At 69.7% G+C, this 21,404-nt stretch carries 27 protein-coding genes; 6 read left to right on the forward strand and 21 right to left on the reverse strand.

What is annotated here, in order from left to right; all coding sequences use genetic code 11:
- Positions 1-89: 89 nt before the first annotated feature.
- Positions 90-701: a TIGR02217 family protein gene (locus ACK4SE_RS08660; RefSeq protein WP_409691250.1), complete on the reverse strand. Its 612-nt coding sequence runs from the start codon at positions 699-701 to the stop codon at positions 90-92.
- Between the two features lie 78 nt (positions 702-779).
- On the opposite strand from ACK4SE_RS08660, the gene ACK4SE_RS08665 reads away from it, so the two are divergent.
- Positions 780-1,451: a DUF805 domain-containing protein gene (locus tag ACK4SE_RS08665; protein WP_409691252.1), complete on the forward strand. Its 672-nt coding sequence runs from the start codon at positions 780-782 to the stop codon at positions 1,449-1,451.
- Here ACK4SE_RS08665 and ACK4SE_RS08670 read toward each other — a convergent pair whose 3' ends face one another.
- The 3 genes from ACK4SE_RS08670 to ACK4SE_RS08680 all read right to left on the reverse strand — a co-directional run bounded on the left by ACK4SE_RS08670 (position 1,452) and on the right by ACK4SE_RS08680 (position 2,586).
- A complete protein-coding gene (locus ACK4SE_RS08670; RefSeq protein WP_409691254.1) occupies positions 1,452-1,988 on the reverse strand; it encodes a phage tail tape measure C-terminal domain-containing protein in 537 nt (178 codons plus the stop codon).
- 128 nt (positions 1,989-2,116) lie between these two features.
- Positions 2,117-2,269, reverse strand: a complete 153-nt coding sequence (locus tag ACK4SE_RS08675; RefSeq protein ID WP_409691256.1) for a phage tail assembly chaperone — start codon at positions 2,267-2,269, stop codon at positions 2,117-2,119.
- Between the two features lie 11 nt (positions 2,270-2,280).
- Positions 2,281-2,586: a GTA-gp10 family protein gene (locus tag ACK4SE_RS08680; RefSeq protein WP_409691259.1), complete on the reverse strand. Its 306-nt coding sequence runs from the start codon at positions 2,584-2,586 to the stop codon at positions 2,281-2,283.
- Between the two features lie 25 nt (positions 2,587-2,611).
- Here ACK4SE_RS08680 and ACK4SE_RS08685 point away from each other — a divergent pair, with 25 nt between their 5' ends.
- The gene (locus ACK4SE_RS08685) at positions 2,612-2,980 is read left to right on the forward strand and encodes a hypothetical protein (RefSeq protein WP_409691262.1); all 369 of its coding nucleotides are present in this window, start codon (positions 2,612-2,614) and stop codon (positions 2,978-2,980) included.
- On the opposite strand, the gene ACK4SE_RS08690 is transcribed toward ACK4SE_RS08685, so the two are convergent.
- The 11 genes from ACK4SE_RS08690 to ACK4SE_RS08740 form a co-directional block, all read right to left on the reverse strand.
- Positions 2,977-3,393: a phage major tail protein, TP901-1 family gene (locus ACK4SE_RS08690; RefSeq protein ID WP_409691265.1), complete on the reverse strand. Its 417-nt coding sequence runs from the start codon at positions 3,391-3,393 to the stop codon at positions 2,977-2,979. The two genes, ACK4SE_RS08685 and ACK4SE_RS08690, sit on opposite strands and share 4 nt — an antisense overlap.
- Positions 3,390-3,797, reverse strand: coding sequence for a DUF3168 domain-containing protein (locus ACK4SE_RS08695; protein ID WP_409691268.1), 408 nt, complete (start codon positions 3,795-3,797; stop codon positions 3,390-3,392). Before ACK4SE_RS08695 ends, ACK4SE_RS08690 begins: the two co-directional genes overlap by 4 nt.
- Positions 3,794-4,090: a phage head-tail adapter protein gene (locus tag ACK4SE_RS08700; protein ID WP_409691271.1), complete on the reverse strand. Its 297-nt coding sequence runs from the start codon at positions 4,088-4,090 to the stop codon at positions 3,794-3,796. Before ACK4SE_RS08700 ends, ACK4SE_RS08695 begins: the two co-directional genes overlap by 4 nt.
- Positions 4,087-4,353 carry a head-tail connector protein gene (locus ACK4SE_RS08705; RefSeq protein ID WP_409691274.1) on the reverse strand — a complete coding sequence of 89 codons (267 nt, stop codon included), beginning with the start codon at positions 4,351-4,353 and terminating at the stop codon, positions 4,087-4,089. The genes ACK4SE_RS08700 and ACK4SE_RS08705 overlap by 4 nt, the downstream gene beginning before the upstream one ends.
- Before the next feature lie 335 nt (positions 4,354-4,688).
- Complete coding sequence (locus tag ACK4SE_RS08710) at positions 4,689-5,939, reverse strand: phage major capsid protein (protein ID WP_409691277.1); 1,251 nt, start codon at positions 5,937-5,939, stop codon at positions 4,689-4,691.
- Between the two features lie 201 nt (positions 5,940-6,140).
- Positions 6,141-6,620 carry a hypothetical protein gene (locus ACK4SE_RS08715; RefSeq protein ID WP_409691280.1) on the reverse strand — a complete coding sequence of 160 codons (480 nt, stop codon included), beginning with the start codon at positions 6,618-6,620 and terminating at the stop codon, positions 6,141-6,143.
- Between the two features lie 8 nt (positions 6,621-6,628).
- Positions 6,629-7,147, reverse strand: coding sequence for a hypothetical protein (locus ACK4SE_RS08720; RefSeq protein ID WP_409691282.1), 519 nt, complete (start codon positions 7,145-7,147; stop codon positions 6,629-6,631).
- The gene (locus tag ACK4SE_RS08725) at positions 7,147-7,548 is read right to left on the reverse strand and encodes a hypothetical protein (protein WP_409691284.1); all 402 of its coding nucleotides are present in this window, start codon (positions 7,546-7,548) and stop codon (positions 7,147-7,149) included. Before ACK4SE_RS08725 ends, ACK4SE_RS08720 begins: the two co-directional genes overlap by 1 nt.
- An 84-nt stretch (positions 7,549-7,632) precedes the next feature.
- A complete protein-coding gene (locus ACK4SE_RS08730) occupies positions 7,633-8,085 on the reverse strand; it encodes an HK97 family phage prohead protease (RefSeq protein ID WP_409691684.1) in 453 nt (150 codons plus the stop codon).
- 57 nt (positions 8,086-8,142) lie between these two features.
- Positions 8,143-8,364, reverse strand: a complete 222-nt coding sequence (locus ACK4SE_RS08735; protein WP_409691286.1) for a hypothetical protein — start codon at positions 8,362-8,364, stop codon at positions 8,143-8,145.
- 96 nt (positions 8,365-8,460) lie between these two features.
- Positions 8,461-9,603 (reverse strand): phage portal protein, encoded by a 1,143-nt coding sequence (locus tag ACK4SE_RS08740; protein ID WP_409691289.1) that lies wholly within the window; start codon positions 9,601-9,603, stop codon positions 8,461-8,463.
- Between the two features lie 156 nt (positions 9,604-9,759).
- Between ACK4SE_RS08740 and ACK4SE_RS08745 the strand changes: the two genes are divergently transcribed.
- Both ACK4SE_RS08745 and ACK4SE_RS08750 read left to right on the forward strand, forming a co-directional pair.
- Positions 9,760-10,023 (forward strand): type II toxin-antitoxin system Phd/YefM family antitoxin, encoded by a 264-nt coding sequence (locus tag ACK4SE_RS08745; RefSeq protein WP_409691291.1) that lies wholly within the window; start codon positions 9,760-9,762, stop codon positions 10,021-10,023.
- The gene (locus ACK4SE_RS08750) at positions 10,016-10,420 is read left to right on the forward strand and encodes a type II toxin-antitoxin system VapC family toxin (protein WP_409691294.1); all 405 of its coding nucleotides are present in this window, start codon (positions 10,016-10,018) and stop codon (positions 10,418-10,420) included. Before ACK4SE_RS08745 ends, ACK4SE_RS08750 begins: the two co-directional genes overlap by 8 nt.
- 3 nt (positions 10,421-10,423) lie before the next feature.
- On the opposite strand, the gene ACK4SE_RS08755 is transcribed toward ACK4SE_RS08750, so the two are convergent.
- The 5 genes from ACK4SE_RS08755 to ACK4SE_RS08775 form a co-directional block, all read right to left on the reverse strand.
- Positions 10,424-11,641, reverse strand: coding sequence for a DNA-packaging protein (locus ACK4SE_RS08755; RefSeq protein ID WP_409691296.1), 1,218 nt, complete (start codon positions 11,639-11,641; stop codon positions 10,424-10,426).
- A complete protein-coding gene (locus ACK4SE_RS08760) occupies positions 11,598-12,053 on the reverse strand; it encodes a hypothetical protein (RefSeq protein ID WP_409691299.1) in 456 nt (151 codons plus the stop codon). The genes ACK4SE_RS08755 and ACK4SE_RS08760 overlap by 44 nt, the downstream gene beginning before the upstream one ends.
- A 394-nt stretch (positions 12,054-12,447) precedes the next feature.
- On the reverse strand, positions 12,448-15,246 hold the full coding sequence (locus ACK4SE_RS08765; RefSeq protein WP_409691302.1) for a PAS domain-containing protein: 2,799 nt from the start codon (positions 15,244-15,246) through the stop codon (positions 12,448-12,450).
- Between the two features lie 53 nt (positions 15,247-15,299).
- On the reverse strand, positions 15,300-15,788 hold the full coding sequence (locus ACK4SE_RS08770; RefSeq protein ID WP_409691686.1) for a YcgN family cysteine cluster protein: 489 nt from the start codon (positions 15,786-15,788) through the stop codon (positions 15,300-15,302).
- Complete coding sequence (locus ACK4SE_RS08775; protein WP_409691305.1) at positions 15,776-17,608, reverse strand: ABC-F family ATP-binding cassette domain-containing protein; 1,833 nt, start codon at positions 17,606-17,608, stop codon at positions 15,776-15,778. Before ACK4SE_RS08775 ends, ACK4SE_RS08770 begins: the two co-directional genes overlap by 13 nt.
- Before the next feature lie 105 nt (positions 17,609-17,713).
- Between ACK4SE_RS08775 and ACK4SE_RS08780 the strand changes: the two genes are divergently transcribed.
- On the forward strand, positions 17,714-18,274 hold the full coding sequence (locus ACK4SE_RS08780) for a TetR/AcrR family transcriptional regulator (protein WP_409691306.1): 561 nt from the start codon (positions 17,714-17,716) through the stop codon (positions 18,272-18,274).
- On the forward strand, positions 18,271-18,609 hold the full coding sequence (locus tag ACK4SE_RS08785) for a DMT family transporter (protein ID WP_409691309.1): 339 nt from the start codon (positions 18,271-18,273) through the stop codon (positions 18,607-18,609). The genes ACK4SE_RS08780 and ACK4SE_RS08785 overlap by 4 nt, the downstream gene beginning before the upstream one ends.
- Before the next feature lie 9 nt (positions 18,610-18,618).
- On the opposite strand, the gene ACK4SE_RS08790 is transcribed toward ACK4SE_RS08785, so the two are convergent.
- Positions 18,619-21,285, reverse strand: a complete 2,667-nt coding sequence (locus ACK4SE_RS08790) for a M14 metallopeptidase family protein (protein WP_409691312.1) — start codon at positions 21,283-21,285, stop codon at positions 18,619-18,621.
- Positions 21,286-21,404: the final 119 nt, after the last annotated feature.

A 21,404-nucleotide genomic window follows, 5' to 3' on the forward strand; every position in this document is an offset into this window, starting at 1 on the left:
CCCGTCCACCGTGCGTGAGGTTCGCCCCCTCCACCGCCTGACGGCGGTCCCCCTCCCCCATGCGCTGCGCTATGGGGGAGGAGACGGGTTCACACCCGCACCTCGATCAGCGGCGCGGCCGCCATGCGCCCGGCTTCAAAGGTCTCAAGCGTCACCTCGATCCGGTCCGCGTCGAAGCGCACCGGCGTGTCGAATTCGAACCCCGCCGTCACCACCGCCCCTGCGGCCGGCGCCGCGTCCAGCGTCACCATCCCCGTCGCCGCGTCCACCTCGAAGGCCTCAGTCTCCACGCCGTCCACCGCCAGCCGCACCGACCCCGCCACCGGCTTGCGGATCTCGCGCACCAGCCCGCCGTAGTCCTTGACCAGCTGGAACGCGGTCGTCGCGCCGTCTCCCGTCCCAATCGTCTGATCCGTCGCCGCTGCCGCCGCCCCCGGCGCGCACGACTTGAAGTCCGCGAAGTCCCGAAACCGGAACCCGTACAGCCGCCCGCGCCGGGCCTCGAAGAAGGCCGTCAGCGCCGCCATGTCATCCAGCGACCGCAGCCCCGCCCCGATCAGATACCGCCGGCGCCCATGGGCCCACGGCGTCGAGCGCCGCTCGTGGCCGGAGCCCAACGTCACCACCTCGGTCCGCCGCTCCACCCCGCCCGTCGATCCGAACGCAAGGCGTGCGGGAAGCCTTTCCTCATGAAAATTCATGGCTAACAGCTGATCCCTGACTTGATTGTTGCACCCGCGCGCGTCCACTCTCCCCCTCCACGACATGGAGGGGCGAAAATGCGCGGCGAGATTCTCAGCTACGACGACACCATCGGGTCCGGTCTGATCAGCGGCGACGACGGCGTCCGCTACACCTTCACGCGATCATCGCTGGCCCAGTTGCGTCCGCTGCGCCCCGGCCTGCGCGTGGATTTCGTGCCGTCGGACGGCACGGCCACCGAGATCATGGTGGTCGCCGGCGGAGCCGTCGGCGGCCTGACGGTCGACGGCGTCGACTGGCAGAATCTCTTCCTCAGCTTCGAGGGTCGGACGCGCCGCTCCCACTTCTGGATCGCCTGGCTGATCCTGCTCGGCGTCGGCGTGGTGACCGGATGGATTCCGTTCCTGGGCATTATCATCTCCCTTGCCCTGATCTGGCCCAATCTCGCCATCTCGGTGAAGCGCCTGCACGACATGGGCCGCTCTGGCTGGCTGGTGCTGGCGCCCGCCGGGATCGCCATCATTTCCCTGTTCGCCGGCTTCCTGGTTCTTGGCGCGGGCGCCTTGGCGGCCGGGACAGCCGGCGCCTATGACGAGGCTGCGGGCTTCGCCATGCTGGCGGCCGCGGGTCCGGCCATGCTCCTGTTCTCGGTGGCCGCCCTCGTCGGTCTGGCGTTCCTGCTCTGGATCGGCCTGACCGAAGGCCAGCCCGGCGAAAACCGCTTCGGGCCCAACCCCAAGGGCCAGTAGTCAGCCGGCGCGCCGCGCCCCCAGCCGCACCGCCCGCGTCAGGGCCTGGGCGATCTGTGCTTCGGATCGCAACAGGCCCTGCGCGCCGCCGTCCACGCGTATATTGACGGTCACCCCGGGCGCGCCGCCCATGGGCTCTATGGTCCCGGCGCCGGGGGGCCGGAACAGCTCCGGTCCCCGCTCGCCCACCACATAGGCGGCCCCCGGCATGACCGGCCCGCCGTCGGCCCGCGAACCGCCGAACAGCCCGCCCACCGCCGCCGCCAGCACATCCCCCAGCGATCCTCGTCCAATTCCGATCTTGGCCCCCGAGGCCGCGTTCACCGCCGCCAGCACCGCCCGCGCCAGCTCGGCCAGACTCACCTCCCCGTCCGCCGCCGCCCGGGCCAGCGACCGCGCCATGCCCTCGCCCGCGCGTCCGAACGCCTCTTCGATGGACGCCGCCGCCCGCTCCGCCGGCTCCCGCAACGCCTCCAGCGCCTCGCCCGCCTCGGCCGCCTGCTGAGGCAGGGCGTCCAACTCCATTGAATCCGTCATCAATCCTCCCCCGAGTAGCGCAGCGAAACCGCGAAGCGGTGGAGGGGGCGACCCCATCCACCGCGCTCGAGGTTTGCCCCCTCCACCACGCTGCGCGTGGTCCCCCTCCCCCGCTGCGCGGGTGAGGATCAGTCAGGCCACCGCCCCATCAGCTCATCCAGCCGTCCGCGCCCCATCGGCGCCGGTCCGCGTTCCACCGCCGTCAGCATCCGCCATTCCTTCAGCGACAGCCGCCAGAACGCCTCGGGCGGAATCCCCATCGCCAGCGCAGCGCGCAGCATCGGCGCCCACATCACACCGAGGCCGCGAACGCCGCCGCCACGGCCTCGGCCGCCGCCCGCGCGTCTACCCGTGCCGCGCCCAGCCCGTCCGCCAGTTCATGCTCGCCGCCGCCGCGCAGCAGCGCCGCCAGCACTGCCATCAGGTCTCCCGCCGACAGCGCCCGCATTCGTCCCGCCAGGGCCTCGATGCCCTGCACCCCCAGCGCGCCCTCCATCTCCGCCAGCGCCCCCAGCGTCAGGCACAGCCTGCGCGGCGCCCCGGCCAGGTCGGCGAGCACTTCCCCTCTGGCGGCATTGGCGCCAATCTGTCGTTGCATGCCTGCGGTTTCCGGAGATGCCGTCATGATCGTCTCTTTGTTGCTATCCACCGTCCTGGCCCTGTCCCCCGTCGAACACCCGACCGTGGTGACAATCCACGAGGGCGACTTGCAGCTGGAAATGAGCCTGGACGCACTCAATACGGCTCGAGCGCCCGGGGACGCTCGCCGCAACTGGGCCGAGGGGCGCCGTCACCTCCTGGGGGTCTATGGCTACACCGCCGTCGTGCCCGGAGGGCCGAACAGTCAGGCGCCCGCCGGCTGGTCCCACGGCGTTGTCTTCATCGCCGGCACGTCGGATGTCTGGGAAGGTCGACACGGTCAGCGCTTCAATCGAGCAGCCAATGACTACGCCGCCCGTTACAACGCGACCGTTCTCGAGCTGGCTCGCTAGACCGCCTCGAACGTCACTTCGCCCGCGCTGGCCAGGCTCAGCGCAAAGCTCGCCTCGCCCTCGTGCTCCCCGGCGTATTCCAGCGCCGCCACCAGAAACGGCCCCTCCAACACCCCGAAGTCCGGCACGATCAGCCGCCAGGTCCGCGCGCTCTGTTCAAAGAACGCCTCCCGGATCGCCGCGTCCGACGCCGCGTCGCGAAAGATTCCCTGCCCGCTCACCGCCGCCGAGCGCACCCCGGCGCCCGCCAGCAGTTCGCGCCAGCGTCCGGCGCTGTCGCCGTCGGTCACGTCCACCGTGCGCGCGTTCAGGGCGATGGTCCGCGCCCGCAAGCCCGCCACCGTGGCGAACCCCTCCGGCGCCCCGCCGTCGCCGATCTTCAGCAATATGTCCTTGCCCGCCTGCGCGCTCATGCCTCGATCTCCTCCGTCACCGCCCGCACCCGCACCACCGCGTGGCTGCGCCGCCCTTCCGGGCTCCCGAACACATCGGCGAAGGTCACGCGCGGGTTCACCACCCGCACCCCGTCGGCCGTCAGATCCGCCTCGTGCAGGGCCGCCCGGATCGCGGCCGAGATCGCCCGCGTCTCCTCCAGCCCCTCGAACCGCGAGTGGCCGGTCAGGGTCAGCACCTGCTCCACCCCGCCGCCGTCCGCCCGCACCGGTCGGCTCTCCACCCGGCTGACGGTCACATAGGGGAACACCCGTTTCGCCGGCTCCCCGTCCCAGACCCGCCCGGCCACCAGCGCATCCAGCGCGTCGTCGCCGCGCAATCGCGCGATCAGCGCCGCCTGCAGCGCCGCTTCATGATTGATCATCGGTCCCGCTCCAGCATCAGGCGCGCCCTTCCGGGCGCCGCCTCGTCCACCAGCGCGATGCGCCAGTCTGCCCCGTCCCACCGCAGCAGCCGCCCTTCGCTCAGCCGCGCGTCGGCCCGGCATTCGGCGGTCAGGCTCAGGACCTCCGCCACGCCTTCCCCACCCGTGCGCACCCCGCGCCGCACCGCCCCCGGCGCGATCCAGACAAAGCCCAGCGGCTCGTAGCTCACCGCGCGTCCGCCCTGGGGCGTCACGCCCTCGACCCGCGCCAGCAGTTCGGCCAGCTTCCTCACAGCCGCACCTGTCGGTACGGCGCGATCCAGCCCTCCACCGGCGCAATGGGCATTTCGTCCTCGCCGCGCTCATAGGCCCGCAGCGTCAGCATCAGCACCGCCAGCCTCAGGGCCGGAGGCGAGGTCGAGGTCAGGGCCACCCCCGCCTCCCCCTCCACCCGCTTGCGGGCCGCATCGATCAGCAGGGCGATCAGCTCGTCCTCCGCGTCATGGGTGACGCGCAGAAACGCCTTCGCCTCCGCCATGGAAACGGGTGCGGTCATTTTGGTTTTCCTTGAAATGAAAGGCGGTCCGTCTCCTCCCCCGCCTGCGGGGGAGGGGGACCATGCGCAGCATGGTGGAGGGGGCGACCCCATCCGCTGAGCCCAGGGTGGGGGGGGGGGGGGGCGGGCCGCGGGGGGGGGGCCCCCCGCCCCCGGGGGCGCGCCCCGGCCGGGGGCCGGCGCCCCCCCCCCACCCCATCCGCTGAGCCCAGGGTTCGCCCCCTCCACCGCCTGACGGCGGTCCCCCTCCCCCACTCGCTGCGCTCATGGGGGAGGAGACTTCAGACCCGCGCGTCAGCTCTCCGCGAACTTCAGCACCTTGCCCGCCGTCAGCGTCAGCTGATGGCGAACTTCAGCACCTTGATGGCGTCGAAGTCCTGCACCCCGCCGCCCACCCGCTTGGTGGTGTAGAACAGCACATAGGGTTTGGCGCTGTAGGGATCGCGCAGCACGCTCAGCCCCGCCCGGTCCACGATCAGATAGCCGCGCCGGAAGTCCCCGAACGCCACCGCGAGCGCGTTGGCCCCTATCTCCGGCGTCTCCTCGATCTCGGTGACCGCATAGCCCAGCAGGCTGGACGTGGCCCCCGGCTGGGTCGCCGGCGACCAGACATAGTTGCCGTCCGCGTCCTTGAACTTGCGGATGGCGCTGGCCGTGCGCCGGTTCATCACGAACCGCGCGCCCGTCCGGTATTTGGCCTTGGGCGCATAGATCAGGTCGATCAGGCGATCCACCGGCGCGTCGCCGAAGCCGCCCGCAGCGCCCGTGGCCACATGGCCGATCTCGCCCCACTGATGCGCGCCGTTCGCCACGGTCGGATAGGTCAGGAACCCCCTCGGCTTGTTGCCCCCGTCGCCGCCCACGAAGGCCGCCGTCTCCTGCGCCGCGAAGGCGTCCTCGATCTCGCCCGCCAACCATTCGTCCAGGCTCACGAACGCGTCGTCCAGCAGGGTCTGGGTCGCCGCCGGGCTGGCGTAGAGCTCGGCCGACGGGAACTCCAGCAGGCTCAGGGTCGCCGGATCGGTCTCGGGCCGCGGCGCCGTCTCGGCCACCCATCCGGCCTCCACCCCGTCGGTGGACACCGGCTTGCGGAACACCCCGGAAGCCACCGTCCGCACCGTGGCGATCTCGCGCATGGGCGAGGCCGCCATCAGGCGTCGCTCCACCAGGCGCTCCGTCTCCGCCGGCGCCGTCAGCCCGCCCGACCCGGACCCGCTGTTGAGCCCCGCCTTCACCTCCAATCCTCCCCCATTGGGGGAGGGGGACCACGAAGGGGTGGAGGGGGTCTGTCCGCTTCTCAGATAGGCCTCCCACGCCGCCTTCGCCTCCGGCGCCGCGATGGTCGCGCCTTCCATGGCCGGCCGTCGCCCCTCGCTCACCACCCGGTCCAGCCGCGCCTGGGCGCCCGCCACCGCCGCGTCGATCCGCGCCACCTTCTCCTCCAGCAGCGTGTCGGCGCAGGCCTTCTTCTCGATCTCCACCAGGCGCGCGTCATTGGCGCCCTTGAACGCCTCGAACGCCGCCATCAGCTCATGCATCGCCGCCCGCGCCTCAGGCGAGGCGGCGGCCTGTTTGGTCTCTCTCATCATGTCTCCAGTTGAAAACGGGCGGGACAAGCCGCACCCTCAATCCCCGGCTCGCCGCCGGTCCCGTTCAGACGCTTTGGGGGCGCCCGTGTCGGATTTCACAAAGCTTTGATCTGTATTGCGTTTAGCGCATCAGCAAGCGCGCATCGGATGCCCTGGGCGATCCGGACCGACTAAAACATGCTAAAATGCTAAGCTGACTTACGGCAATATTCGCCGGGAGAACGCCTTCATGATCGCATTTCGGATCAATCCAAAATCCGTTTTTGGGACAGAGGAATGAACACGCAATACCGCATGACGATCGTTATCTGATTTGGCGTCGTCGTAGATGAGCACCGCTTGAGGAATTTCCTCATGAGCAATTCTGCGCAGGTCTTTAGCGCTCGCCAGAAACGCGCCTTCCGATTTGCGCCCAGTTTTTGCTTCCGCGAGAGCTTTCGCTCTGACCAAAATGTCCTCTTGGCTCAGGCCGCTCGCCCGATCCACTGAGCAACCACTTTGCTTACCGCATTCGTTGCTGACGCTACCTTCACCCGTCAACTCCTTGCGCGTAAAGGCCGCTTGTTCTGGCACTGCGATCTTGGAATGCAGCAGTCTGGCTACACTTTCCTCAGAGCCGACGCCCCCGAGTGGGCCCGCACAACACTGCTCATCGTCTCGACGGTCTGACCAACTCATCCAGCTTTTTAAGCAAAAGCGCCGATTCGCTGAAAGAACGGATTCAGTGCGGCCAAGTCCAGACTCGACAGTTCGAGGCGGAGGGGAATGGTCTTCTCTGTTTCTCTCAGGAAAATGAAGATGGCGCCATCCGCAGTGAAGGACGCGGACGCAAAGGCCTCCCCCTTTGACCACTCATAAGAAACTTCTCCATCGCCCGCTACCATAGCCTCTGGCAAAGGAGCTTCAACGTGTTGAAGCTCCTCTAAAAAAGCCGAGCAAGCGTCTGTCGTGTCGCAGGACGGCGCAACGCCATCATTACCGTCCCAATCGCTCGGCAGATGCTTCCAGCGAACCAGCTTGGATCGCAAACGCGACCAACCGGCTGTTTCGCGCATGGCCTGCCAATCAGCAGACGACATGTGGTGCATGACGGTATTAGAAACCGTCGCAGAAGCGGATTGAACCGGCAGAGACGCAGTAGCCACCGCCAGCGCCACAAACGCGCTGCTGCGGGAAATCATTGTTCGATTCATCTGCATTTCCATTAGATGTCTTTAACGATCATGGATTGCAAGCGTTTCGCTATGTCCGCGTATTCTGCTTCACCGGTGAGAATGAGCGTTGCGAGAACGCCGATAGCCATATCAGCGGCAGCCGGATTTGCAACTCGCACATGCCCCACATCAAGGAGCTCAGGGCGGACCTGGTGAGGCGAAAATTCGATAGCCACCTCATCGCCATCTTTGGAAAGCACCACTCCCCGTTGCGTTTTAATGACCACTTCCTGGCGAAGGAGAACCAATTCCAGATGAGTTTGACTTTGTTTTAAAACAACAATCTGGTCTGGAAATATCGAACTCCGACCTACATGAGTCACCACTGGCACAACCAGTTCGTCACCCACTTCGGGCACAGGCCCGTCAAAATCATTGTTCATTTCGTTCATCGGTCGCAACTTGCGTGGACAGCCCTTGCTGGTCCTTTAACGCGCAGGCGCTTGCTCGCCAACGTCCTTTACCTTCAAACTTTGTCAGCTACAGCCGAACCGCGCCCCCGGCAGCATCGGAAACGTCACCAGCGACACCTCCCACAGGTCCACTTCACTCAGCACCCGCAGGCGCCCGTCCTTGCGCGCCCGCACCGCCCGGAACCCGATCGACAAGCCATCCAGCGCCCCGGCCCGCGCTAGGGCGCCGGCGAAGCGCGCCTCGGGCGACCAATCCATAATGCGCCCGGCGACAAACAGTCCGCGCTCGTCCTCGACCAGCTCATCCCACACCCCCACCAGCGCCCGCGCCTCGTGCTGGTGCAGCATCTTCACGCCCGCCGCCCCGCTGCGCGCGATGCTCTCCGCGAACGCCCCCCTGGCCACCACGTCCCCGTTCAGATCCGCCACGCCCCACAGGGAGGCGTAGCCCTGAATGAGGAGTGGCGAGTGGCGAGTGATCAGTGGCGAGTCCGACCGGGACGCCGCAGAAGTCATGTCTTCAATGGTCACGCCCGTCCCCCACTCTCCGAACACCTCGTCACTCGCCACTGATCACTCGCCACTCACCTTCGCCTCGATCCGCTCCAGCGACGCCCGTGTCGCCGCCGCCTGCTCCTCCAGCCGCGCCAGCCGTTCGGCCACCAGACGCTGTTCGGCCACCCGGCTCTCCAGCCCCTCGATCCGCGCCGCCGCGCCCCCGGCCCAGATCAGCGCCGCCGCCGTCTGCACCGCCACCGCGACGATCACCGCCCACGGGATTTTTCGTTCGCTCATGTCATCCCCTCAGTGGCGAGTGACGGGTGGCGAGTGACGAGTCGAGGCCGCGTCTCAGACAACATGGCTCGCCACTCGCCACTGACCACTCGCCACTCACTTCCCCACCCCCGCCATGTCCCGCCGCTCCGCCTCGCTCAGGAAGCTCGCCGCCTCCAGCCGCGCCCACAGGGCGTCGCGCTCCGACTGCAGGGCGGGGGCGTGATCCAGATCCGCCTCGATGCGGCAGTCCGCGAACCGGGGCGCCAGCCAGGCCGTCATGGCCCCCGCCGTCTTGGTCACCAGCGGAACCACCGTCCCGCGCCAGAACGCCGCGTTGGCCTCGCGATAGTTGGAATAGGTGGCGTCCCCGGGGATCCCCAGCAGCTGCGGCGGCACCCCGAACGCCAAGGCGATCTCGCGCGCCGCCGCGTGCTTGCCGGCGATGAAGTCCATGTCCGCCGGCGTCCAGGCCATGGGCTTCCACTCCAGCCCGCCTTCCAGCAACAGCGGCCGTCCCGCGTTCATGGCCCCCTGATGCCGCTCGCCCAGCTCCGCCTTCAGCGTCTCGAACTGTTCGCTGGTCAGCCGCTCGCCGTCCCTGGCGCCATAGACCAGCGCCCCCGACGGCCGCGCCCCGTTGTCCAGCAGCGCCTTGTTCCACGCCCCGGACGCATTGTGCACATCGATGGCGAAGGCCGCCGCCTCCAGCGGCGAAAACCCGTACCAGTCGTCCACCGGATTGTGCAGCTTCAGGTGCAGCACCGGCGAGAACCCGTCCGGCCCCCGGGCCAGCCGCACGGTCCGCGCCCCCACCGTATAGTCATAGGCCGCCGGCCACCCGCTCGGCCCCGGAACCACCTTCACCCGATCCGGACGCAGGCCATAGACCTCCTCCACCCCCTCGCCCGCCGCCTCCAGATAGGCGTTACCCGCCGTCTGCAGGTTCGCATACAGCGCCTCGAACAGCTCGGCCCGCCCCTGCTCCGGATTGGGCCGCGCCAGCACGCGCACCAGTGGATGATCCTCACCCGCCCGCTCGCCGCCCTGGAACACCGCCAGCGGCACCGACGCCGCCGCCTCGGCGATCATCCGCACGCAGCGATAGGCCACCGGGTTCTTGCCGAACCCCTCCCGCGCCAGGCTCTCATAGTCCCGCGGCGTCCACACGGCTCGCCCCTGCTGGGTCCAGGCGATCACCCGCCCCACCGCCGAGTCCTTCACCTCCGGCGCCCGTCGTTTCTTCAGAAATTCAAACATTCATCCTCCTTGCCTCTCCCCTTGTGGGAGAGGCCTGAGTCGCAGCGGACCGCGCAGCAAGCCGCTCCTCGCGACCAGGGTGAGGGGTCCATCGTCCACTTGGTCCAACCTGGAATCCAGGTTGGTCCAACTCCCATCCTGTGCTATCCTCCCGGCATGACCACCCAGGTGAACATCGCCGAGGCCAAGGCCCGTCTTTCCGAACTGGTCGCCCGCGCCGAGGCCGGCGAGGACATCGTCCTGGCCCGCTCTGGAAAGCCGGTCATCCGGCTCGTGCCCGCCGGAGTCTCTGACCGGCCGCGGCATTTCCGCATCGGCGCCTTCGCCCACCATGGGCCGGTTTCCGAAGAGTTCCTCGACATGTTCCTCGAACCCGATCCGGATTTCGACCCGGACAAGGACATCTTCCCGAGTGAATAGGGTTCTGATCGACACCCACGTGCTGGTATGGAGCCTGTTCGAGCGTCGCCTTTCGGCCGCCGCGCATGCCTTGATTGATGAGGCCGAACAGTCCCTGGTCAGCGCCGTCAGCATCTATGAGATCGACGCCAAGCGACGCGTTGGCGGACAGCGCAGGGCCAAGGCCGACGACCTGCACTTTCTTCCGGCGGATCTCACTTCGGTCCTGCCCGGCCTTGGCTACACCCTGATCGACATGACACCGCGTCAGGCGTGGATGGCCGCCAACCTCCCTATCCCCCATGGCGATCCCTGGGACCGCATCCTGCTGGCCCAGGCCCGCGACCTCGACGTCCCCCTCATCAGCGCCGACGCCGTGCTGCGTCGCCACGCCGGGGACGTCACCGTCATCTGGTGACCCCTACAGCGCCCGGATCCTCGGCCCCTCGCCCCGCTTGCCCAGCATCAGATCCGTCACCGCCCAGACCAGGGCATCCGCCCGGTCCGGCGAGCGCTTGGGCCCTTCCTCGGAGCCCAAGGCCATCAGTTCCTCCTCCAGCTCGGTGAAGGCGCCGCAGTGGATCACGCGGCCCTGTTCGTAGAGCATGGCCACCGGCTCGGCCCGCGCCCGCTTGGCCCGGCTGGCGTGGGCCAGACTGACCTCCACCGCGCACCCCGCCTGTTTCAGCACCGCGGACACCATCTCCCCGCCCTGGTTGGCCTCCGCCAGCACCCGGTCGGCCCCGAACGCCCGGGCCGTCTCCGCCACCCGCGCCGCCCAGCCGCCGGGGGTCAGCCCGCGCACGGACCGGTCCGCCAGCACATACGCCCGGCCGTCCAGCCGCCCGGCCGCCACGATCCCGCAGGCGTCCCCGCCCGCGCTGATGGGCGGGTCCACCGCCACCACCACCCGCTCGAACCGCGCGGGACTCTCGCCCGTGAACGCCTCGCGCGCCCGGCTCAGGTCCCCCGCCCGGAACAGGGCGCCCTCGCCCTCCGTCACCAGCCCTTCCAGTTCCTGCGCCGCCAGCCGCGTGCCGCCGTAAAGCGACGTCAGATGCTCCAGAAATCCTGGCGACAGATTGGCGGCGTTGTCCGCCGTGGCCATGCGCGTCACCGCCGTGCCCGGCGCCGTCATCAACCGCCTCAGGGCCGGGATCGGCCGGGGCGTCGTGGTCACCGTCAGGCGCGGTCGCCGTCCCAGCCTCAGCCCGAAGCGCAGGGTGTCCAGCACCCTTTGCGGCTCGCGCCAGGCGCACAGTTCGTCGGCCCAGGCCGCATGAAACTGCGGCCCCCGCAGGCTTTCGGGGTCCTCCGCCGACAGGGCGTAGGCGATCGCGCCGCCCTGCCAGACCAGCCGCCGCCGCGACCCCTCCCACCGGGGCCGGTCATTGGGCGGGGACAGTTGCATCACCCCCGACGGTCCCTCGATCATCACCTCGCGCACATCGTGCAGGCTGGGTCCGACCAGGGCGATGCGCCCGCCTTCCCAGGCCCGGTCCAGCACCCATCCGGCCCCGGCGAAGGTCTTGCCCGACCCGCGCCCGCCCAGCATCAGCCAGACCGGGGGGGCCTCGTATGGGCCCTTCTGGTCATCACGCGCCCGCAACAGCCAGGACTGCTCCATCGCGCTCGTCACGACAAAGCCCATCGCGTTCCGTTCCGCCGCCGTGAGGCCCTGGAGCCATCGCAGCGAAGCGAGCATTAATAGCGGCCTGGCGCTGTTCGAGATTGTGGTCATTCGCCCAGTGCTCATCCCCGTGTTCAGCAGCATCCGCGCGCCCGCCCCGGCCCGGCGTCATGGCGGCCCGCTCGGTCGCCACCCGGTCCAGCGCCCCCGCCGCGCGCGCCATCGCCCCCTTGGCCACAGCCAGCATGCGCGTGGCCACGGTCAGGTCCTTGATCCTGCGGATGTGCTTGGGCCGGTCCTCGGGCTTCACCGGCGTGTCGGCCCTCAACAGGCGCACCTGTTCGGCCAGCATCTCTTCCAGCTCCCGCAGGCACCACGCCGTCAGGTCGCCCGCCCCGCTCTGTTCGCTTCTTTCCGTCATGCCCAAAGAGTACGGGACCAGCGTCCACGGTCGGAAAACCAGACGAAAAAAAACGTCCAGCCCTTGTCCGCATTGGCATTGGCTCTGAAAAATGCGGGACGAACCGCCGACGAACGCCCGCATCTGCTCCTCCCCCGCGAGGCGGGGGAGGGGGACCGCGCCCGCCAGGGCGTGGTGGAGGGGGCCACCCCATCCACGGGCGTGAAGTGGGGGGCGGCCCCCCCCCCCCCCGCGGGGGCCCCCCCCCGCGGGGGGGGGGGGGGGCCGCGCCCCCCCGCGGGGGGGGGGGCGGGGGCCCCCCACCCCATCCACGGGCGTGAAGTTCGCCCCCTCCACCGCCTGACGGCGGTCCCCCTCCCCCATGCGCTTCGCTTTTGGGGGAGGATCAAGCACCCTACCCCGCCGCCTGCCGGACCTCGCTTGCGTTCAGCCAGTCGGACAGGGTGCGGGCCATCTGGCTCACATCGATGGGCTTGGCCAGGTGGCCGTTCATTCCCGCTTCCAGACAGGCCTGCACCTGCTCGCGGCCCACATTGGCGGTCAGGGCGATGATCGGGATGCCGCCGATGTCGCCGCCCAGCCCGCGAATGGCCCGGGTGGCGTCCAGCCCGTCCATGACCGGCATGTGCACATCCATCAGCACCAGATCGTAGGCCTCCTGCCGCACCGCTTCCACGGCCTCGGCGCCGTTCTCCACGGTGTCCACCACCAGCCCCAGGCCGCCCAGCAGCACGCTGACCAGTTCCCGGTTCGCCGGGGCGTCGTCGGCCATCAGGATGCGCGCCGCGCCGATCGAACGCACCGCCTCGCCTTCCGCCCGAGGCTCCGTCGCCTCCGCCATGGGCAGCGGGACCTGGAACCAGAAGGTCGCCCCCTCGCCCGGCCGCCCGAAGGCGCCGATCTCGCCGCCCATCATCTCCACCAGCTGGCGCGAGATGGCCAGGCCCAGCCCGGTCCCGCCGAAGGTCCGCGTGGTCGAGGCGTCGGCCTGGGTGAAGCGGTCGAACAGCTGTTCCACCTGATCGTCCGAAATCCCCACCCCGGTGTCCTTCACCGACAGCGACAGCCACGCCCGCCCGTCCGCTCCGGGCTCGCACGAGGCGCTCACCGTCACCCCGCCCGCCGCCGTGAATTTCACCGCATTGGACAGGAAATTCAGCAGAACCTGCCGCAACCGGCCCGAATCCCCGATCAGCCCCGGCGGCATGTCCGGATCGGCCACCAGACGCAGGCTCAGGCCCTTGGCCCGGCACTGTCCCTCCATCAGCTCGACCCCGGCCTGGGCCAGCGCCAGAGGATCGAACGGCTGCGGGTCCAGCTCTACCGCCCCGGCCTCCAGCTTGGAGTAGTCCAGAATGTCATTGATGACCGCCAGCAGGGCTTCGCTGCCCGCCGCGATCCGCTCCACATAGCGCCGCTCCTCGTCGCCCAGCGTCCGGCTCTGGCCCAGCAATCCGGCGAAGCCGACCACGCTGGTCAGCGGCGTGCGCAGTTCGTGGCTCATGTTGGCCAGGAACTCGCTCTTGGTCCGCACCGCCGTCTCGGCCCGGTCCCGGGCGGCGGTCAGTTCGGCTTCCAGCGCCTTGCGCGCGCCGATCTCGCGGATCACCGCGATCAGCTCGCCTTCCGGGTCCTCCTCGGCCACCTTGCGGAAGCTGCCCTCGACCCACACCGGCGGGCCGGTCCTGGGCTGGACCCGGTACTCCAGGGTCGCGCTCTGGCCCGTGCGGTGCACCTCAGCCAGCACCCGCAGCAGGCGGGGTCTGTCGGCCTCCACCAGGAAGTCCTGCGACTTGCGGCCGATCATCTCCTGGCGGGTCACGCCCAGGATCTGCTCCCCGGCGGGCGACAGATAGGGGCAGGTTCCATCCGGCCGCACCCGACAGATGACGTCGGCCATGTTTTCCGCCAGCAGGCGATACCGGCTGCCCTGTCGCCGGCTGCTCTCCAGCGCCTCGACCAGTTCGTCCTCCAGCATCTTGCGATCCCGGATATCGCGGATGACGACGATGACCTCGCCCTCGCCGCGGCTGTTCTCCACCCGCTGCAGCTGGGTCTCCACCCAGATGAGCTCGCCGTTCTTGTGCACCACCCGGTACTGGACCCGGCGGTTCTTACCGGTCTTCAGCACCTCGGCCATGGCGTTCAGGAAGATCGGCTTGTCTTCCTCCAGCACATAGTCCTGGGCCGTCTTGCCGAACATTTCCGCCGGCGCATAACCGCTGATCGCCTCCACGGCGGGCGAGATGTAGTGGCTGTGCCCGTCCGGCCGGACCCGGGCCACCACATCGGCCATGTTGTCGGCCAGCAGGCGATAGCGGTGTTCGTTCTTGCGGGCCCGGGCCAGTGCGTCTTCCTGCTCGGTGATGTCCTGAAACACCCCGAACAGGGCGGCGACCCCGCCGCCTTCGTCGCGCTCGGCCGTCCCCTGCGACCGCACCAGACGCGTCTCCCCGTCCGGCCGGACCAGCCTCAGCCGCACATCATAGGGGTCGCCGGTCTCTACGGCCCGCTGAACCGTCGCGCTGATCGCGGCGCGGTCGTCCGGGTGATAGGCGTCGATGGCGCTGTCCAGATTGGGATCGAAACCATCCGGGTCCAGACCATGTACATGATAGACCTGCTCCGACCAGGTCACCCGGTTCGTGGCCACGTCCAGCCGCCAGTGCCCGACCCCCGACATGGCCTCCGCCATGTCCAGCATCTCCAGCTTCTCGGCCTTGGCCCGCATGCGTTCCCGCTTCTCGAGCATGTCGGCGGCCAGCTCGGCCATGCTTTTCAGCGCCGCCAGCTTCGCCTCGTCCGGCCGGGCCCTCGGGACCCGGTCCAGCACGCACAAGGCGCCCACGTTCCGGCCATCCCGCGTGGTGATGACGGCGCCGGCGTAAAACCGCACCTCGCCCTCGCCGGTGACGTGGGGACTGTTCTCGAACCGGGGGTCCTTGCTGGCGTCCTCGACCACCAGCACCCCGCCCTGGCCGAGAGCCACGGCGTGCGGGGTGAAGGCGTTCTCGCGGTCCACCTCGACCACGTCGATGCCCAGGCGCGAGCGGAACCGCTGGCGAGACCCATCGGTGATCGACACCAGGGCGGCCGGCGCCTCGAACAGAGTCGCCGCCAGACTGGTCAACCGGTCGAACGGCGATCCCTCGCCGTCGATCTCGCGGTTGCTGTGGGATTCTCCGTCCGACAAGCGCCCTGTCCTCCGTCAGCGGGAGAGAGTGGCGCCATAAGGAAAAGGCTTTCTTAGCGAGCGCGGTTTTTTCTGCCCGGCAGACCACGCTCCGCCATCCACTCGGGCGCCTCGTAGTCCAGCGCGTCCTCGGGCTCGTTCAGGGTCAGCTCGTTGATCGTCTGTCCACGGATCGACACCCCGGCCCGGTGCACGCTCTCGGGGTCGCCCGAGATCAGGGGATGCCAGTCCGCCAGCCCCCGGCCCTCGTGCAGCCGACGATAGGCGCACGACTGCGGGATCCACTTCAGCCCCCCGATATTGCCGGGGCTCAGCTTGACGCAGTCCGGCACATGGGCCTGACGATTGACGTAGTCCGAACAGGCGCAGACCTTCGAATCGAACAGCTGGCAGTGGACCCGGGTGGGGATCACCTCGCCCGTGTCCTCATCCTCAAACCGCACCAGACAGCACAGCCCGCACCCGTCGCACAGGCTCTCCCACTCGGCGGGGCTCATCTGCTCCAGGGACTTGGTTTCCCAGAAGGGTTTCATCCCCCGGATCCCGCCAGTTCGGCCTTCTTCTCTTCCAGCTCCAGCCACTCGGTCTCGGCCGCGTCCACCTGGTCGCGCAGGGCCTGCAGCTCGTCGGTCAGGCGCTGGAAGGCGGCCGGGTCGCGGGCGTACAGGTCCGGGTCGGCCAGCTTCGCCTCTTTCGCCGCGATGGCGGCGGGCGCCTCGGCCATCAGGCGCTCGATCTCCTCCAGCCGCCGGGCGTCCTTGTAGGACAGCTTGCGGATGGGCGTCGCCTGGGCCTTGGCGGCAGCGACCGGCTTCGCAGCGGCGGGCGCAGGGGCGGCGCTGGCGGTCTTGTCCCCGGTCAGGAACCCCGGGTTCTGGCGCATGAAGTCGGTCCAGCCGCCCGGCGTCTCCACCACCCCGCCCCGGCCGTTCAGGGCGATGGTGGAGGTGGCTAGACGGTCAACAAAATCACGGTCGTGGCTGACCAGGATCAGGGTGCCGTCATAGCTCTCCAGCAGTTCCTCCAGCCGGTCCAGCGTGTCCATGTCCAGGTCGTTGGTGGGCTCGTCCAGGATCAGAAGATTGGCGGGCTGGGCGAGGGCGCGGGCCAGCAGCAGCCGGTTGCGCTCGCCGCCGGACAGGGTCGAGACCGGCTGGCGCAACTGGGCCTCGGTGAACAGGAAGTCCCGGGCGTAGGCGGCCACATGCTTGGGCGTGCCGCGCACCATGACCGAGTCCCCGCCGCCGGGCGTCAGGGCGTCGCGCAGGGTCATGTCGCTGGTCAGCTCGGCCCGCGCCTGGTCCAGATAGACCGGCTCCAGCCCCGCCCCCAGCTTCACCGACCCGGCGTCGGGCGCCATCTCGCCCAGCATCAGCTTGACCAGGGTGGTCTTGCCCGCCCCGTTGGGGCCGACGATGGCGATCCGGTCGCCGCGCAGGATGCGGGTGGTGAAGGGCGGCAGGATGACCCGGTCGCCGAAGGCCTTGCTCACGCCCTTCAGCTCGGCCACCCGCTTGCCCGACTGGCCCCCGGAATCCACGTCCAGGTTCAGTTCGCGGGGCTGGTCGCGCAGCCGCTCGGAGCGGTCGGCCCGCATGGCCCGCAACTGCCGAGCGCGGCCCTCGTTGCGGGTGCGCCGCCCGGTGATGGAGCGGTAGAAGGCGTGGGTCTCGGACTCGATGGCCTTGGACAGGCGACGCAGGGATTCCGCCTCCTCGGCGGTGACCTGATCGGCCCAGTCGTCGAAATGCTCGAAGCCCCGGTTCAGGGTCCGCACCTGACGCCCCTCCAGCCAGTAGCAGGTGTTGGTGACCTTGTTCAGGAAGGCCCGGTCGTGGCTCACCGTCAGCACGGCCATGCGCGACGACGCCAGCTCCTGCTCCAGCCGCTCGATGGCCAGGATGTCCAGGTGGTTGGTGGGCTCGTCCAGCAGCAGAACGTCGGGCTCCTCGGCGAACGCCTTGGCCAGGGCGGCGCGGCGAATCTCGCCGCCCGACAGGCCCGTGGCCGCCTTGGCCGGCGACAGGCCGAAGGTCTCCAGCCAGCTTTCCGCGGTCCAGGACTCGGCCCCGCCCGAGACGGCGTAGTCCAGCAGGGTCTCGCCCGTGATCACCGGCTCCTGCGGCACATAGGCGAAGCGGGTGCCGGTCTGGACCGTGCGGTCGCCGGAGTCCGGCTCGATCAGACCCATGACCATGCGCATCAGGGTCGACTTGCCCGCCCCGTTGCGGCCCACCAGACAGCCGCGCATGCGCGGCTCGATAGCCAGATCCACCCCCTCGAACAGGGGGCGGGGTCCGTCCTGCAGACGGATTTCCTTGAGCGCGATGAGGGGCGGTCTTGAGGCGTTCTTGGCGGCCATGATGTTCCGTCAGATGGGGAGGCGCGCCCTATACGTCATCCGGGGCGCTGATGGCCACCTTCACGACAGGTTGAGAAGAAACCGTCCAGCCGGTATGCACGATCCATGGTCCCCGTCCCCCGCCGCACCGCCGAGCAGACCCGCCAGCTGATCCTGGACACCGCCATCGTCGTGGCCGCCGAGGGCGGGTCGCTGGCCCTGACCCTGGACGCGGTGGTCGAACGCCTGCCGGTCAGCAAGGGCGCCCTGCTGCATCACTTCCCCACCAAGGCGGCGCTGCTGGAAGGCATGATCGACGAACTGGCCCGCCAGCACGTCGAGGAGGTGCGGGCCGAGGCGGCGACGGACCCCGAGCCCTATAACCGCAACGCCCGGGCCGCCATGCGGGTCAGCGTGGCCAACCCGGGCGACGAGCAGGATCTGGTGCTGGGCCGCGCGGCCCTGGTGGCCTGCGCCATCGATCCCGCCCTGGCCCAACGCTGGCGTGCGGGCCTCAACGTGCTGGCCGAAGACGATCCGGTCGATCCGGCGGGGCGCGACGACGCCCTGATGCTGCGGCTGCTGGCCAACGGCCTGTGGATGTCGGACCTGTTCGGCCTGTTCGACGTGACCCCTGACCAGCGCCGGGCCATCGGCGCCCTGCTGACCGGCCCGGCGACGAAATGAGCCCGGTCACCTGGCTGGCGCTGGGGGCCGCGATCCTGCTGGAGGTCGTGGGCACCAGCCTGCTGCAGGCCTCCCAGCAGTTCACCCGGCCCGTGCCGACCCTGGGCATGGCGGGCTGCTACCTGGCCGCCTTCTACCTGCTGTCCGTGGCGCTCCAGGAGATCCCGGTGGGCCTGGCCTACGCCATCTGGAGCGGCATGGGCGTGGTGCTGATCGCCATGATCGGCTGGGTGGTGTTCAAGCAGCGGCTGGACGCCCCGGCCATCCTCGGTCTGGCCATGATCGTGGGCGGCGTCATCGTCATCAACGTCTTCTCCAAGACCGTCACCCACTGAGACCGGGCGTCACCGGGTGTGCGACGGCCCCCGGAACACGGCGTTGAGGAACAGCACGTCCAGCCCCCGCATGAAGCCCCGCGCCGACGGATCGTGGGCGAAGCCGATCAGCTGGCCTGAGCCCAGAGACTGCGCCACCACGGCGGGCTTGTAGGCCAGCTGGGCCCGGTTCTCGTCCCAGATGTAGCCCGCCGCCAGCAGGTCGTTCGGCCCGGCGAAGCGCACCACATTGGCCCCCTGGTCCAGCCGCAGCGGCGCATAGATGTCAGAGCCCGAGGCCAGGATGTTCAGCGTGTGCGCCACGCCGGCCGCCAGCCAGTGGTCCGGGTCGGTGGTGGCGCGCAGCAGGATGCCGGGGATGGAGTCCGGGCTTCCCTCGGCCGGGCGGATGGCGCCGCGCAGCTGGTCGGGGCTGGTCAGGATCACGCCGGGCACGGTGGCCTCGTCGGCGGGAGCGGGCTCGCTGGCGTCCTCATCGGCGACGCGGCCCTCCAGCCGGGTGGCCAGCATCTGGGAGCCGGGCTCGGACATGAAGCCCATGCCGCCGCCGACCCCGATCAGGACGCCGCCCTGTCGGGCCCAGTCGCGCAGATTGGCCACGCCCCGCTCGCCCAGCGTCGAGGCGTAGCCGCCGCCGTCGGGCAGGATGATGACGTCGTATTCGCCCAGATTCGAGGTCGCCATCTGGGCCGTGCGGATGATGGTGACCGGATAGCCGTAGGCCTGCTCGATCATCCAGCGCAGACCGCCCGCCGAGGTCGCGCCGGTGGGCGCCTCCCAGGCCATGGCGATGCGCGGCGCGCGGGCCACCGGGGCCCGGCCCGAGCCGAGGCTGGGGCCTGACGTCACCCAGGTGTCGCCCACGCCCTGAACCGTCGCCCCGGCCTGCGCCGCGATGCGAGCGATGCGGGCGGGGGCGTCGTCGGGGTTGGCGCCCCGGGTCAGGACCAGCGATCCGGCGGGCCAGTCGCGGCCGTCGAGGGTGAAGCCGGCCTCCAGCACCCGCACGGTCAGGCCCTCGCGCAGGGCGGCGGTGAGGAAGCGCATGCCCGACAGGCCGGGCTGCACGATCCAGGCGGCGGCGGTCTGGCCATCGATGACGCCGCCGGACAGGGGCGCATCGCCGGACAGGGGCGTAACGGCCACGCCGGGGCGGCTGCGGCACTGGATCGCCGGGGTGTTGTAGGCCAGCGGCAGGGCCCAGGCGGCGACGTCATAGAGCTGGTGGTCCAGCCCCTGGGCCCGGCGGCGCTCCTGTTCCGCCGTGAAATCAGCGGGCAGGCTGATGGACGGATCCAGCAGCACCCGGGCCAGACGCCCGGCGGGCTGGGCCAGATCGATCACATAGGTCCCGGCGGCGTGCGAGCCGCAGGCCGAGAAGCCGGCCCCGGCCACGCCCACCTCGACGCCCTGCCCGGCCAGCAAGCGGGCCAGCCGGTCGGCGGCGGTGGGGTCGGCGCCGGTGCGCGGCAGCAGGATCGCGCCCAGCCGGCGACCGTCCTCGATGGCCGAGGCGTGATAGGCGTGGAAGTCGCTCATCAGCTGCCGACGGTTCACCGCCGCCGCGTCGATGGTGGACAGCGAGATCAGGAACTGGCTGCGCACGGTCTCGAACAGGGTCAGCAGGCTGCCGTCCGACCGGCGGCGCACGTCGCCCCGGGCCGAGCCCTGCTCATAGGTCATGGCGATGGCGCCGGAGTAGCCGGGCCAGTTGTCGCCGAAGCCGGGGTAGAAGGCGTCGAAATACTCGCGGGTGAAATAGTCGATGCCCGCGGCGTCGAAGACCTGACCATGGGCCCTGCCGATGACCTCGCGCATGGCCAGCTGGCTGTCGGTGAACAGCGGATTGAAGGGGTCCGCCTCGGGCGGGAAGAAATAGGTCTGGTCGGTGCCCATTTCGTGGATGTCGGCCACCACCTGCGGTTTCCACTGCATCTGCAGGGCGGCGTGGCCCCGGGTCTCGGGCTGGGTCTGGGCGAACCAGTCGCGGTTCAGGTCGAACAGATAGTGGTTGAAGCGCCCGCTGGGCCACGGCTCGCGGCCCTGCACCGACTGCACGTCGGGGTCGGATTCCAGCCCCTGTCCGGCGCGGTAGCCGTTGATGAAGCGGTCGCGGCCGTCGGGGTTCTGGGTGGGGATCAACACCACCACCGTGTCCTGCAGCATGCGCTGGATGCGGGGGTCGCCCCGGGCCGCCAGCAGGTGGCGGGCCACGGCCATGGACGCCTCGGCCGGGCCGACCTCGTTGCCGTGCACCGAATAGGCCAGCCAGACGATGGCGGGGGTATCAGCGATCAGCCGCCGGGCCTCGGCCGCATCGGTGGTGCGGGGGTCGGCTAGGGCGCGGGAGGCGGCGCGGATCTGGTCCAGCCGGGCGATGTTCTCCGGCGAGGAGATGGCCGCCCAGATCAGGCGCCGGCCCTGCCAGGTGCGGCCGTATTCGCCGGTGACCATGCGGTCGGGCGCCGCCTCGGCCAGGGTCTCCAGGTAGCGATGGATGTCCGCCACAGGGGTCAGGCGCGCGCCCACCGGGTGGCCGATGACCCCCTCGGGCGCCGGGATGGCCGTGTCCAGATTGGCCCCGGGGAACAGGTCCTGGGCCCGCGCCTGGACCTGGGCGGCGGGGGCCAGAAGCAAGCCGCAGACCAGCGCGACGACAGACAGCAGACGGATCATGAAACAGAGCCCCCGGGAACAGGGCTACAGGCTTAGCGGATGACGGCCGGGGGGCAAGACCGGACTTCGGGACGTGCACGGTGCAATTGGTGCAATTGGTGCAATTCAGGGGGGCGTCG

This window comes from Brevundimonas sp., assembly GCF_046293315.1.
Classification (GTDB): domain Bacteria; phylum Pseudomonadota; class Alphaproteobacteria; order Caulobacterales; family Caulobacteraceae; genus Brevundimonas.